At 39.8% G+C, this 13,413-nt stretch carries 20 protein-coding genes; 2 read left to right on the top strand and 18 right to left on the bottom strand.

Going from position 1 to position 13,413, the window contains the following annotated elements:
* Window position 1: 1 nt before the first annotated feature.
* The 3 genes from RHP64_RS01095 to RHP64_RS01085 are packed head-to-tail and all read right to left on the bottom strand — an operon-like array spanning window position 2 to window position 2,449.
* Window positions 2-805, bottom strand: coding sequence for an energy-coupling factor transporter transmembrane component T family protein (locus RHP64_RS01095; RefSeq protein ID WP_025267695.1), 804 nt, complete (start codon window positions 803-805; stop codon window positions 2-4).
* Window positions 798-1,655, bottom strand: coding sequence for an energy-coupling factor transporter ATPase (locus RHP64_RS01090; RefSeq protein WP_011679141.1), 858 nt, complete (start codon window positions 1,653-1,655; stop codon window positions 798-800). Before RHP64_RS01090 ends, RHP64_RS01095 begins: the two co-directional genes overlap by 8 nt.
* Window positions 1,631-2,449 carry an energy-coupling factor transporter ATPase gene (locus RHP64_RS01085; RefSeq protein ID WP_010282672.1) on the bottom strand — a complete coding sequence of 273 codons (819 nt, stop codon included), beginning with the start codon at window positions 2,447-2,449 and terminating at the stop codon, window positions 1,631-1,633. The genes RHP64_RS01090 and RHP64_RS01085 overlap by 25 nt, the downstream gene beginning before the upstream one ends.
* Before the next feature lie 174 nt (window positions 2,450-2,623).
* Between RHP64_RS01085 and RHP64_RS01080 the strand changes: the two genes are divergently transcribed.
* Together RHP64_RS01080 and RHP64_RS01075 are read left to right on the top strand one after the other, a co-directional pair.
* A complete protein-coding gene (locus RHP64_RS01080; protein WP_011679140.1) occupies window positions 2,624-4,294 on the top strand; it encodes an NAD(P)/FAD-dependent oxidoreductase in 1,671 nt (556 codons plus the stop codon).
* A 68-nt stretch (window positions 4,295-4,362) separates the two neighbouring features.
* On the top strand, window positions 4,363-5,361 hold the full coding sequence (locus RHP64_RS01075; RefSeq protein WP_025267693.1) for a polyprenyl synthetase family protein: 999 nt from the start codon (window positions 4,363-4,365) through the stop codon (window positions 5,359-5,361).
* Window positions 5,362-5,401: 40 nt separating this feature from the next.
* Here the strand turns inward: RHP64_RS01075 and rplQ are convergent, their stop codons facing one another.
* The 15 genes from rplQ to rplE all read right to left on the bottom strand — a co-directional run bounded on the left by rplQ (window position 5,402) and on the right by rplE (window position 13,404).
* On the bottom strand, window positions 5,402-5,785 hold the full coding sequence (gene rplQ, locus RHP64_RS01070; protein WP_002816006.1) for a 50S ribosomal protein L17: 384 nt from the start codon (window positions 5,783-5,785) through the stop codon (window positions 5,402-5,404).
* A 36-nt stretch (window positions 5,786-5,821) separates the two neighbouring features.
* Window positions 5,822-6,766 carry a DNA-directed RNA polymerase subunit alpha gene (locus RHP64_RS01065; protein ID WP_025267692.1) on the bottom strand — a complete coding sequence of 315 codons (945 nt, stop codon included), beginning with the start codon at window positions 6,764-6,766 and terminating at the stop codon, window positions 5,822-5,824.
* A gap of 47 nt (window positions 6,767-6,813) precedes the next feature.
* The gene (gene rpsK / locus RHP64_RS01060; RefSeq protein ID WP_011679137.1) at window positions 6,814-7,200 is read right to left on the bottom strand and encodes a 30S ribosomal protein S11; all 387 of its coding nucleotides are present in this window, start codon (window positions 7,198-7,200) and stop codon (window positions 6,814-6,816) included.
* A 125-nt stretch (window positions 7,201-7,325) separates the two neighbouring features.
* Window positions 7,326-7,697: a 30S ribosomal protein S13 gene (rpsM, locus tag RHP64_RS01055; RefSeq protein ID WP_002816010.1), complete on the bottom strand. Its 372-nt coding sequence runs from the start codon at window positions 7,695-7,697 to the stop codon at window positions 7,326-7,328.
* A 76-nt stretch (window positions 7,698-7,773) separates the two neighbouring features.
* Window positions 7,774-7,893, bottom strand: coding sequence for a 50S ribosomal protein L36 (rpmJ, locus tag RHP64_RS01050; protein WP_002816013.1), 120 nt, complete (start codon window positions 7,891-7,893; stop codon window positions 7,774-7,776).
* 44 nt (window positions 7,894-7,937) lie between these two features.
* Window positions 7,938-8,153, bottom strand: a complete 216-nt coding sequence (gene infA, locus RHP64_RS01045; RefSeq protein ID WP_002816015.1) for a translation initiation factor IF-1 — start codon at window positions 8,151-8,153, stop codon at window positions 7,938-7,940.
* Between the two features lie 106 nt (window positions 8,154-8,259).
* Window positions 8,260-8,823 carry an adenylate kinase gene (locus tag RHP64_RS01040; protein ID WP_002816016.1) on the bottom strand — a complete coding sequence of 188 codons (564 nt, stop codon included), beginning with the start codon at window positions 8,821-8,823 and terminating at the stop codon, window positions 8,260-8,262.
* The gene (secY, locus tag RHP64_RS01035; RefSeq protein WP_011679136.1) at window positions 8,816-10,150 is read right to left on the bottom strand and encodes a preprotein translocase subunit SecY; all 1,335 of its coding nucleotides are present in this window, start codon (window positions 10,148-10,150) and stop codon (window positions 8,816-8,818) included. Before secY ends, RHP64_RS01040 begins: the two co-directional genes overlap by 8 nt.
* On the bottom strand, window positions 10,150-10,584 hold the full coding sequence (gene rplO / locus RHP64_RS01030) for a 50S ribosomal protein L15 (RefSeq protein ID WP_010292117.1): 435 nt from the start codon (window positions 10,582-10,584) through the stop codon (window positions 10,150-10,152). Before rplO ends, secY begins: the two co-directional genes overlap by 1 nt.
* 30 nt (window positions 10,585-10,614) lie before the next feature.
* Window positions 10,615-10,797, bottom strand: a complete 183-nt coding sequence (gene rpmD / locus RHP64_RS01025; RefSeq protein ID WP_002816019.1) for a 50S ribosomal protein L30 — start codon at window positions 10,795-10,797, stop codon at window positions 10,615-10,617.
* Window positions 10,798-10,808: 11 nt separating this feature from the next.
* Complete coding sequence (rpsE, locus tag RHP64_RS01020; RefSeq protein ID WP_002816020.1) at window positions 10,809-11,315, bottom strand: 30S ribosomal protein S5; 507 nt, start codon at window positions 11,313-11,315, stop codon at window positions 10,809-10,811.
* Window positions 11,316-11,334: 19 nt separating this feature from the next.
* Window positions 11,335-11,688, bottom strand: a complete 354-nt coding sequence (rplR, locus tag RHP64_RS01015; RefSeq protein ID WP_002816021.1) for a 50S ribosomal protein L18 — start codon at window positions 11,686-11,688, stop codon at window positions 11,335-11,337.
* Between the two features lie 80 nt (window positions 11,689-11,768).
* On the bottom strand, window positions 11,769-12,305 hold the full coding sequence (rplF, locus tag RHP64_RS01010; RefSeq protein ID WP_002816022.1) for a 50S ribosomal protein L6: 537 nt from the start codon (window positions 12,303-12,305) through the stop codon (window positions 11,769-11,771).
* Between the two features lie 24 nt (window positions 12,306-12,329).
* Window positions 12,330-12,728, bottom strand: a complete 399-nt coding sequence (gene rpsH, locus RHP64_RS01005; RefSeq protein WP_002816023.1) for a 30S ribosomal protein S8 — start codon at window positions 12,726-12,728, stop codon at window positions 12,330-12,332.
* Window positions 12,729-12,861: 133 nt separating this feature from the next.
* Entirely contained in the window at window positions 12,862-13,404 is a 543-nt protein-coding gene (rplE, locus tag RHP64_RS01000; RefSeq protein WP_002816024.1) for a 50S ribosomal protein L5, read from the bottom strand.
* Window positions 13,405-13,413 lie beyond the last annotated feature (9 nt).

Below are 13,413 nucleotides of genomic sequence, written 5' to 3'. Positions count from 1 at the left end.
CTCATTTTATAAAAAATTTAATACCAATAAATATAATCGTAAACCCGATTAATCCTAAAAACGCGCTGCGATCATTGCTGCCATAAGATAGTACACGATACTTTGTTCGTTGTGTGGCGTCTTGAAATCCACGAACCTCCATCGCATTGGCTAAATCTAGTGCTCGTTGTAATGCACCCACGAACAGCGGAATAAGTAATGGCACAATAGCTTTGGCTCTTTTAATTGGTCCCCCTGTTGAAAAGCTCATACCACGTGACTTTTGTGCATTCATGATTTTTTGCGTTTCATCCATTAACAGTGGTACAAAACGCAGCGCGATTGATAGCATCAATGAAAGTTCAGCTACTGGTACGTGGATCTTTTTCAAAGGCTTCAATAAAGATTCTAACGCGTTTGCAATACTTGTCGGTGGCGTTGTTAACGTCAAAATTGTTGACATCAAAATGATTAAAACAAAACGAATCATAACATAAATAGCATTAATAATGCCCGGAATCGTCACTTTTAGTGGTCCAGCATGTAATAATACTGGTGTTCCCGGCGTAAAAAAAAGCTGCAAGACCACTGTAAATAGAATTAGCCAAAAAATTGGTTTTAATCCATCCCAATAAAGTCTAAATGGCTGCTTTGTTAAGCGTATTGCTAAAACAACGAAAGCCGTTGACCATGCATAGGTCGCCCACGATGTTGACCACAACATCACAAAAATAAAAATAAAGGTTCCAATCATTTTAGTTCTTGGATCTAAACGGTGAATCCAAGAATCTCCTGGCACAAAACGGCCAATCATAATATTATTCATGCCGTTTTTCCTCATTTAACATAGTCGCTAATTCCGTCAATAATAATGGACGATGCCGCAATATATGTCCCTTTTGACGCAACTGCTCCGCAAACTGTCCTGCCTTAGGCAAATCCAAAGCAACCGTTTTAAACCAAACCAGATCTTTATTGAATATTTCAACTGGCGTTCCTTCTGCCACAACACCACCATCATGCATCACAATGACATGGTCAGCTACAGCAATTACATGATCCATTTGATGAGAAATGAAAACTACCAGTTTACCTGCTTCTTTCAGTCCTCTCACAATTGCAAGCAATTCTTTTTGCCCTTTTGGATCTAAGCCAGCAGCTGGCTCATCTAAAACAATAATATCTGGATTACTTGCCAACGTCCCTGCCATAGCAACACGACGCATCTGTCCACCCGAAAGTTCAAAAGGTGATTTATCCCATAATTCCTCAGAGACATTCACCTGTTTCAGGGCAGTTTTTGCCGCAAACTCAGCATCTGCTTTAGCATAACCAAAATTTATTGGGGCATACATGACGTCTTCTAAGACTGTATTTGCGAACAACTGATTTTCTGGAAATTGAAAAACCATACCCACTCTGGCCCGCAAAGAGGTTAAGTTTTTTTCCTTCAAGTCACTCGTCAAAACAAAATCATCAATAACTACTCGTCCTGTTGTAGGTTTCAATAAGCCATTTAAATGTTGTATGAAAGTTGACTTGCCCGAACCAGTCTGACCAATAATTGCCGTTACTTGTCCATCCGGTATCGTTACATTAATATCATGCAGAATTGGCTGCGCTAAAGTTGTACCAGCACCATAACTAAAATTCACTTGTTCAAAGTTGATAGCCACTGTATCAGTTCTCTTTCGTCCATATATTTATTAGGTTTCTCGTTTAAATGAAATGCTAACTCATTAGCAAAAGGTAGCTCTAATCCATTTTCATGTAGCGCTTTTCGTTGTGAAAAAACTTCAGCTGGTGTACCATCTAGGATTTTTTGCCCGTCATTAATAACCACTACTCGGTCAGCGAGTGTCGCTTCATCCATATCGTGCGTAATAGTCACTAATGTTAACTCTTTCCCAAACTGCTTTTTTAATTTCTGTAATGTCTCCATGACCGTAGCGCGGCCATCAGGATCTAACATTGCAGTCGCTTCATCTAAAATAATAATCTTGGGTTGTAGTGCTAACACACTTGCTAAGGCAACGCGTTGCTTTTGTCCACCTGACAGTGTATGTGGCTCCCGATTTTTAAACTCTTGCATGCCAACAATAGTCAGTGCATTATCTATTTTTTGAGGCATTTCCGAGCTCTCAACCTGGATATTTTCTAGACCAAAAGCAACATCGTCAGCAACAGTTGCACCAACAAATTGGTTATCTGGATTTTGAAAAACCATGCCAATTTTTGATCGGACATGGTGCACAGTTTCGACAGTCAGACGTTCATCAAAAACATCAATATCACCTTGTTCTGCCACTAAAAGCCCTAAAATCAGTTTTGCCAAAGTTGATTTACCAGAGCCATTGTGTCCCACCAATGCAACCCATTGTCCAGCATCAATATCTAAATTAAAATCGCTGAATAAGGAGCGTTCGTCATAACTATACTTTAAATTGTCTATCTTTATCGCTTTAACCATTACTACTTATTTTAGCATATTTTTCTCTAAAAAATAGGTGGAACCATTTCACAATACAAATTCCATATTTTCACAAAGAACTACTCTCATAAACCTAGTAAATTAGCATAAACTAGTCTATACTAGAAGAGGTAAAACGCTAATAAACAATAAATTTCACAAAGGAAGCATCCCATGAACGAGAAAAATATCGTCATTGTCGGCGCCGGTTTTGGTGGCGTCTTCGCAGCAAAAACATTGTCTAAAAAGCTAAGAAGTCATAAAGAATATAATATCATCTTAGTTGATAAGCATTCATACTTTACATACATGACAGAGTTACATGAAGTTGCTTCTCAACGTGTTAAACCAAAACATGTGCAAGAAGATTTAGAACATCTCTTCTACCAAGATAAGAATGTTAAATTATTAACGACTGAAGTAACAAATATCAATAAAGATAAAAAGACAATCTCAACAACCCAGGGTGATATTCCATACGAAAAACTTGTTTTAGCAGTTGGTGGTCAGTCAAACGATTTTGGTACGCCAGGCGTTAAAGAACATGGATTTGAATTGTGGTCAATGGAAGAATCACTGAAAATTCGAAATCACGTTGAAAACATTATTGGTCAAGGAGCCGCTGAGCTTGATCCCGACAAGCGTGAACAAATGTTAACTATTGCCGTTGTAGGATCTGGTTTCACGGGCGCCGAACTAATGGGCGAATTTATCGAACAACGTAAAGTATTGGCTCAAACTTACAAATTAGATGAAAGCGAAATTAAGCTTGTCCTACTTGAGGCATCTCCTTCTATCCTAAACATGTTAAAAGACCGCAAATTAGCTGACAAGGCTTTCAAATATATGGAGGACAATGGTGTTGATATACGATTGAACTCAAGAGTCACTGGGGTCGATGAGAATGGTGTATTCTTCCAAGACGGATCGACATTACCAACAAAATCATTAATATGGACTGCTGGTGTCAAAGCCAAATCATTCATATCAAACTGGGGATTCAAATATGGCCGTGGTGGTCGTATTGAGGCTGATGATTATATGCGCGCCACTAAAGAAGATGGCACTCCAGAAAAGGACATTTATGTGGCTGGAGATACACTTTCTTACGTTGATGAAAAAACCGGGCCAATCCCACAAACCGTTGAAGGTGCTGAAAGTGCTGCTCGTGCAGCGTCTGCTAATATCCTTGCTGATTTTGGCCTAGGCAAAGCCAAAACATTTTCTGAAGCTGTAAAGTATCACGGTTTCGCGGTTTCAATTGGATCCCATTACACTGTCGCTAGCTTAATGGGCCTTAACTTTTCAGGATTTATCGCCAGCATTGCAAAGCACGGTATCAACCTCTTCTTCTACTCTCAAATCCGTTCAGCCTATTCCATCTTCCATTATATGTTGGATGAATTCTTCCGTACAGAAGACGGCCGTAACCCGTTCAAGGGAAGCATATCACGTCTTGGCAATGTCCTATGGTCAACACCACTACGTTTGTTTTTAGGTATATTCTGGATTTTAGTTGCACTAGGAAATGCCGGTGATTTAAACAATTTCTTCTGGCAAAGTGGTCTTGCTAGCTTTATTGAAATTGTTACTGGCGCAGGTATCTTACTTGGACTATTTACGTGGCCTTTGGGCTTATTATCAATCCTCCTTACGATTGTTTCCGGAGCAACACATTCGTTTGAACTCACGCACTGGTTTGTCATGTTGAGTAGTTTGGCAATTATGAACGGTTCTGGTCGTGGATTTGGTTTAGATTTTTATGTCGTGCCGCTACTCCAAAAGATTTTTGGTGGTCTCTGGTATGGTAAAGCAAAATCAACATATAATGAATTAGAAAAATAAGTTATAATAATAAAGTGTGAGGATCATTACTCTCGCACTTTGTACATAATCAATGAAAAGAGACTCCCATGGCAATGCCGTCGTTACCAAAAATTTGGGACACTTTCCCAGAATTAAATCCACCGCTTCAAAATGTATTAATAGAAATGTCTGAAAGTTGGCGTATTGGTTTTTCAGAAATTGATAATGCTATTCGTTCACAAGCTAGTGCTGGAAAATTAGTTCGTCCTGCACTGACATTACTTTTCTCCGAATTAACTGATGCGCCGTATAATCAGAAAGCTATTGTGTTAGGAGCAAGTATTGAGCTTTTGCACCTTGCTACACTAATACACGATGATATCATTGACGAATCCAAACTGAGACGCGGACAAGATAGTATTCAGGCACATTTTGGTAAGGATACAGCTGTTTATGCCGGTGATTACTTGCTTACTGGAATGTTATCACTATTAAATGATGCTGACAATATTCAAGCAAATAAGCTAGCATTAGAAGCTTTAAGAAATATCTTGTTTGGTGAATTAACACAAAAACACAATCGATATTTAACTGACACTTCTTTTGATAACTATCTCACCCAAATCACCGGTAAGACAGCTGCTTTATTTAAACTCAGTGTCCTATTTGGAGCCACAAGCTCAGATGGTGTAAGTTCTCAATTACTTGATGTTGTAGGTAAACTGGGTGAGAATCTTGGCATTGCTTTTCAGTTATTAGATGACTATCTTGATTTTGATTCAATTACTGAACAGCTTTCACTCGGTAAACCCGCTGGTCAAGATATTCGAAATGGCATATACACAGCACCTATCTTATTTGCTTTAGAAAATCCAGATATCAATGCAGAATTGAAGGAACTACTGGCTTTGAGAGATGGAATTACCGATGATCAACTCGTACACATTCACAATGTTGTTCTTGAAAGTGATGCCATGTCGCGTCTAAATTCTCTTTTAGCTGAATATAGTCAGGAACTTGATGATCTCCTGAATAAATTGCCAAATAATGCATTACGACAAAAATTAAGCCATCTTGCCACATTATTATTAAATCGTAAAAATTAGCAAAAAAAAAACTTGAGAAATAAATTCTCAAGTTTTTTTGTTAATCAACGAGCTCCAAGATAACCAGTTGCGCAGCATCGCCACGACGTTGGACTGTCTTGAGAATTCGTGTATAACCACCATTACGTTCTGCAAAGCGAGGTGCAACATCATCAAACAACTTTTGCAAAGCTGATTGTACTTTAACATCGTCGCCATCTTCTATAACGTCCGCAACTTCGTTACGAACAAAAGTAGCTGCTTGACGGCGAGCGTTTAAGTCGCCACGCTTACCTAATGTAATCATTTTATCAGTTGTCTTACGAACTTCTTTAGCGCGTGCTTCAGTAGTAGTAATACGACCATTGATCAAAAGATCAGTTGTCAAATCACGCAACATAGCTTTACGTTGTGAAGATGTACGACCCAATTTACGATATGCCATTGGTGAATCCTCCTTTTTTTAATTTAAAGACATGTGTTAATCTTCCTTGCGAAATCCTAAGTTCATATCAGTGAGCTTTTCTTGGATTTCGTCAAGTGATTTCCGACCGAGGTTACGCACTTTCATCATGTCAGCTTCAGTGCGATCCGTCAACTCTACAATAGTGTTGATACCGGCCCGTTTGAGACAATTATATGAGCGAACAGATAAATCTAGATCTTCAATTGGTGCAGAATCTGATGCACTAGCAGCAACAGGCTCTGCTTCAACCATAACACTAGCTTCAGCAGCTACAGGAGAAATATCCATGAACAAACCAAGATGCTCAGCTAAGATCTTAGCACCCAAACTTAAGGCATCACTTGGTTTGACAGAACCATTTGTCCAAATATCAAAAGTAAGCTTATCATAGTCGTCACGCGCACCGATACGTGTGTTTTCTACTTGGTAGTTTACACGTTCGATAGGTGTATAAATAGAATCAACGGCTAAAACACCAATGGGCATTTCATCACGTAACTTCTTATTTTCATCAGCTGATGTATATCCACGACCTTTGACCGCCGTGACTGTCATATGTAATGACTTACCTGCTGCCACAGTAGCGATATGCAAATCAGGATTCAAAACTTCAACATCAGCACCACCCTGCAAATCTGCAGCTGTTACATCTGCCGGCCCTTGAATATCAATTTCAAGTGAACGTTCATCATCTGAGTCAATCGCCAACACAACCTTCTTGAGGTTCAAGATAATTTGTGTGACATCTTCAACAACGCCATCCACGGTTGAAAACTCGTGAACCACGCCGTCAATTTGCACCGTATTAACGGCTGCGCCAGGAAGCGAAGACAATAAGATACGACGCAACGAGTTACCAAGTGTCGTACCATATCCACGCTCAAGAGGCTCTACAACAAATTTGCCGTAGCGGGCATCCTCTTCGATGTTATGAATATTTGGCTTTTCAAATTCAATCATCTGTAAATTCTTACCCCTTCTTTCACAGCAAGAGCAATGAAATTCAATTAAACACGACGACGCTTTGGTGGGCGTGATCCGTTATGGGGAACTGGTGTAACATCCTTAATTGATGTTACTTCCAAGCCAGCTGCTGCCAAAGCACGGATAGCTGATTCACGACCTGAACCAGGACCCTTAACAGTTACTGCAACTGTACGCATGTTAATTTCCATGGCACTTTTTGCTGCAGCTTCCGCCGCCATTTGAGCAGCGAATGGTGTTGACTTACGACTTCCTTTGAAGCCAAGTGCACCAGCTGATGACCAAGCAACTGCGTTACCTTGTGCATCAGTAATCATTACAATAGTGTTGTTGAATGTTGAATGGATGTGAGCCACACCAGATTCAATATTCTTCTTCACACGACGCTTACGCGTTGTACGACCTGCCATTTATTTGCCTCCTTTTCAATACTTTCTTATAATTTCTCGGGTTAAAATAAATTAACCAACATTACACAACTTTGGTTGCGATAATCATGTGTCGCATCGATGAGGATACAACAAGAAAAAGTAAATTACTTTTTCTTTCCAGCAATTGCTTTAGCTGGGCCTTTACGTGTACGAGCGTTGTTCTTCGTGTTTTGTCCACGAACGGGCAAGCCCTTACGATGACGAATGCCACGGTATGATGCAATTTCTTGCAATGATTTAATATCAAGTGATACCTTACGACGTAAGTCACCTTCTAATTGCAAGTTTAACTTGTCAACTGTTGCACGAATGGCATCTTCTTGGTCAGACGTTAAATCGCGTACGCGAACGTCTTCAGAAACGCCAGCTTCAGCCAAGACCTTTTGTGCAGTAGTATTACCGATTCCGTAGATGTAAGTTAAGCCAATGACAATTCGCTTGTCACGTGGCAAATCTATACCTGCTATACGAGCCATAACAATTTACCTCCTTTAGTATTTTTGAAAATGACAGTTATGTCTTTATTCAATCAATATTTATAACACGCAGAAATTACTTTCCAGCGCGTTGCTTATGCTTGGGGTTAGCAGAACAAATGATCATTGTTCGACCATTACGCTTGATAACACGGCAAGCATCACACATCTTTTTAACTGATGGGCGTACTTTCATAATCTATTCCTCCTATTCGGTTAACTGATTATTATATCTTTTACTTATCGGAAACGATAAGTAATACGACCCTTCGTTAAGTCGTATGGTGACATTTCAACGGTAACACGATCACCTGGCAAGATACGGATAAAATTCTTTCGGATTTTACCAGATACATGCGCTAAGATCACAGCACCATTTTCGAGTTCCACTTGGAACATCGCATTTGGCAAAGTTTCTTTCACTTTACCTTCGATTTCAATGACATCGTTGGCCACGCACTTAACCTCCTGTGCTTATAATGTTCAACATTGTTGATAAGTGCTTAACCTATCAAATTATACCAGAAAAACTGATATCTCTCAACAATGGCGTTTTGAATAATTAATTTAAATTGTCCAAAACTTCCTTAACATCATGATACACATCAGCAAGTTCACGACCGCCATCGATTGTGTGCAACACACCTGCTTTTTGATAATAATCTACCAAAGGCAAGTTAGCCGCTTTATTAACTGCCAAACGGTTGTCAATAACTTCGGGTGTATCATCTGCTCGACCACGTCCCAAAAGACGTTCGCGCAACAATGTATCAGCAACTTCAAAATATAATGTTGCTGACACAGATTTACCGTTATCTGATAAATACTTATCTAGGAATACTGCTTGTGCTTCATTACGAGGGTACCCATCAAGCATAAAACCAGTTTCAACGTCTTGTTGGTTTAAACGATCAGCAACCATAGCATTTGTGATTTCGTCAGGAACTAAGTCGCCCGCATCCATGAATTGACGCGCCTTTTGTCCTAATTCAGTATTCTCTGCCAAATTAGCACGGAAAATATCTCCAGTACTAATATGAACAATAGAATAATCCTTCACAATAAAGTCTGCTTGTGTGCCTTTACCAGCACCTGGCAAACCCAACAAAATCAAATTTTTAGCCATTGATTGCCTCCCGAGCTGCTAACTGATCTTTTGTAATAAATCCAACGTAATTCTTTTTCTGCATCAAACCATCAATTTGGCGAATTAGATCCAAAGCGACACCTATTGAAATTAACAGGCTTGTACCACCAAGACCAATCTTTTCATTGAGTCCCCAGACATCCGATGCAATCAACGGAACCAATGCAACAACACCCAAGAAAATTGATCCAACAAAGCTCAAATTTAACAAGAGTTTTGAAACGAAAGCTTTTGTTTCTGCACCGGGACGAACACCAACAATATATGCACCTTGCTTTTGTAGATTTTCTGATAACTTATCAGGATTAACTTGAACAAAGGCATAAAAATATGTGAAAACAACAATCAATGCAGTATATAAAATTGCACCAGGCAACGTTGTCATACTGAATATCTGTTGCATAATTTGGTACCACTGGGCTGATGAATATTTGTCTTGAAAAGCTAACATAACCGTTTGTGGTGTACTAATAAATGATGAGGCAAATATGACCGGTATAACGCCAGAAACATTTACTTTTAGTGGCAGATATGCTTCGCTACCATATGATGTGGCAGATCGCGTATACTGCATTTGTAATCGACGAGTTCCTTCATAAGACCATGTCGTAAATGCAACCACTAAAATCATCGCTATAACTAATACAACAACAAATATCCAACCATTAAGCATGTCACTACTGTCTGCTTGCAGAATATTTTCTTTGAAAATTTCATAGAAACCTTCTGGTGCTTGGGCGATTATACCCGCAAAAATAATCATTGAAACGCCGTTTCCTAAGCCTTTTTCAGTAATCATTTCACCAAGCCACATTGCAAAAAATGTTCCAATAGTCATAACAGAACCGATTACAACAAATGACATTACGCTATTGGTTTGACTCACTAATCCATAGGATGACAATGAATTAAATCCAGCTGTGATACCAACAGATTGAACAAACGCAAGAACAAGCGTTAACCACCGCGTAGCGTTATTCAATTTTCGGCGACCAACTTCACCTTGCTTACTCCATTCAACAAAGCGAGGCACGATATCTAATTGCAAAAGTTGTACAATAATTTGTGCTGTCACGTATGGTGACACGCCCATTGCGAACAACGAGTAGTTTGTCAGGCCACCACCAGAAAAGATGTTCAAAATGTTCATTAATCCGGAACTAGCCATCTCAGACATAGCAGAAGGGTTAACACCAGGCACAGTTATGTGCGTTCCAACTCTGTAAATAAACAGAATAAAAAACGTCCACCCTAATTTTTTACGAATGTCCTTTTCACGTACTGCATTAAATAACGTGCTAAGCATTAAAGTACCTCAGTTGACCCACCGGCTTGTTCGATTGCAGCAACTGCTGCTGCAGAGAACTTATGTGCCTTAACAGTCAACTTCTTTTCAAGTTGACCAACAGCCAAAATCTTAATACCAGACTTTTGATTTTTAACAATACCGTTTTCAATCAAAAGTGTTGGTGTAATTTCTGTACCATCATCAAAGCTGTTTAACTTGTTCAAGTTAACAACTGCGAATTCCTTACGTGAAATGTTAGTAAATCCACGCTTTGGAATACGACGGTACAAAGGCATTTGACCACCTTCAAACCCCAAACGCACTTTGCCACGAGCCTTTTGACCCTTTTGACCACGTCCGGATGTCTTACCGTTTCCAGATGATGTACCACGACCAACACGGTTACGTACATGACGTGAACCGGCAGCTGGTTGTAATTCGTTCAAATTCATCTTTCGGTACCTCCTATTTTAATTGTGTAATTACTTAACTTCTTCAACGTTAACTAGGTGAGCGATATGAAAAATCGCACCACGTGTAGCTTCGTTGTTAGGCTTCACCACTGAACTAGATACGCGTCCAAGTCCAAGAGACTTAACGATCGCGCGTTGCTTAGGTAAGCGATGAACCGCACTCTTAATCAAAGTGATTTTCAAATCAGCCATTTTATCGCTCCTTATTCAGCTAAGTGTTCTAAAGAAACACCACGCAACTTAGCAACTTCTTCGGCATCTTTCAAGCTTGTAAGAGCATCGAAAGTAGCACGAATAACGTTAATTGGTGTTGCTGAACCAAGTGACTTAGCAGTCACATCGGCAATACCAGCAAGTTCCATAACAGAACGTGCTGCACCACCAGCGGCAACACCAGATCCTTCTTCGGCGGGCTTAACTAAAATCTTACCGCCGCCCCATTCACCAAGGACATCATGAGGAATAGTTGTAGAAACTGTTGGCACAGTAATCAACTTACGCTTAGCATCTTCAATAGCCTTGCGGATAGCTTCAGGAACTTCTTGTGCTTTACCAGTACCAAAACCAACGTGTCCTTGCTTATCACCAACAACGACCAAAGCTGCGAAACGCAAGCGACGACCACCTTTGACAACCTTTGTGACACGGTTAATAGCAACAACGTTTTCTTCTAATTCACCAAGTGACTTAGGATTAACGAATTCAACCATTTTTATATTCCTCCTTTCCTTAGAACTTCAAGCCGTTTTCACGGGCTGAATCTGCTAGTGCTTGAACACGTCCATGATAAACGTAACCACCACGATCGAAAATAACGTCTTCGATCTTTGCGGCCTTACCACGTGAAGCGATCAACTCACCAACTTTAACTGCTTGTTCTGTCTTTGATCCCGTTACTTCGGCATCATGACTTGAGGCACTTGCTAGCGTTACACCCGCTACGTCATCAATTAATTGAGCGTAGATGTTTGCATTAGAACGAAAAACGTTCAAACGTGGGCGAGCAGCAGTACCAGAGATTTTTCCACGAACGCGCTTATGACGCTTTACGCGGAGCTTATTCTTATCTGGTTTTGAAATCATAGCTGTGCTTTCCTTTTCTTATGGCAAATGCCATTTTAAGTTTATTATTAATAAAGTTTTGGCAGACAAAAAGTAATAAATTACTTTCCTGTCTTACCTTCCTTGCGACGTACAACTTCGCCTTCGTAACGAATACCTTTACCTTTATAAGGTTCTGGTGAACGTACGGCACGAATTTCAGCTGCTAAATCGCCAACCTTTTGCTTTGAAATTCCTGAAACTTTGATTGTCAAAGCATCTGGTACTTCAACACTCAATTCTTCACGATCTTCAAAGTCAACAGGGTGAGAGTATCCAACACTCAAAGTCAATTTTGATCCTGACTTTGCTGCACGATATCCAACACCGACAAGCTTCAATGTCTTAGTGAAACCTTCAGATACACCCTCGACCATATTTGCAACGTTAGCACGAGTTGTGCCATGCAATGCTCGAGTCTTGCTGTCATCGCTATCACGGCTGAAAGAAACTTCGTTCCCTTCAACAGTCATTGTGATAGCTGAAACAATTTCACGTGACAATTCACCCTTTGGTCCTTTAACTGTCACAACTGCACCTTCTTGAGATACAGTTACATCAGCTGGTAAAGTGATTGTTTTGTTTCCAATACGGCTCATGGTAAGTCTCCTTTCTTAGATATATTACCAAACGTAAGCGATAACTTCGCCACCGACTTGCTTAGAACGTGCTTCTTTGTCAGTAATAACACCGGCAGAAGTTGAGATAATAGCAATTCCCAAACCGTTCAAAACTTTTGGTAACTCTTCAGCCTTAGCATACTTACGCAAGCCTGGCTTAGAGATACGTTGAATTCCTGTAATCACACGATTACGATCTTCCCCATACTTGAGAAATACACGGATAACACCTTGCTTGTTGTCATCGATGTATTCAAAGTCACGGATAAAACCTTCTGCTTTCAAGATTTCAGCGATGCTCTTCTTAATTTTTGATGCTGGAGCTTCAACTACTTCGTGACGTGCCAAATTGGCATTACGAACGCGAGTCAAAAAATCAGCAATTGGATCAGTCATAGACATCTATCGATATCCTCCTTTTTATTTTGAACGTAATCATGCAAAATGACACGCTCTTAACTATTATAGACTATTTCTGTCAATAACAGTTAAAAACGCGTCACTCATTTAGAGCAACAACATTTTTATTTACCAATTACTTAGCAAATGGCATTCCCATTTGTGTTAACAACTCACGACCTTCTTCGTCGTTTTGCGCTGTCGTAACAATAACAATGTCCAAACCACGTACGCGGTTAACTTTGTCAAAGTCAATTTCAGGGAAAATTAATTGTTCACGAATACCCAGTGTATAGTTACCACGGCCATCAAAGGCCTTTGATGATACACCACGGAAATCACGAACACGAGGTAATGAAATGTTGATCAACTTGTCTAAAAAGTCATACATACGTTCTCCACGTAGTGTAACCTTTGTTCCGATTGACATACCTTCACGCAAACGGAACCCAGCGATTGACTTCTTTGCCTTTGTGATAACTGGTTGTTGACCAGCAATCAACTTCAATTCTTCAACCGCTTCATCCAAGTTCTTTGAGTTTGAAACCGCATCACCAACACCCATATTCAAGACGATCTTATCAATCTTTGGGGCTTGCATTGATGACTTAAAGTTAAACTTTTCGATCAAAGCAGGTTGAACTTCATTAACATATTTTTCTTTTAAAGCATTAGCCATGAAAATGAT

This window comes from Leuconostoc sp. XM4 (assembly GCF_055698815.1).
This window is presented reverse-complemented; position numbering and strand designations above follow the sequence as displayed.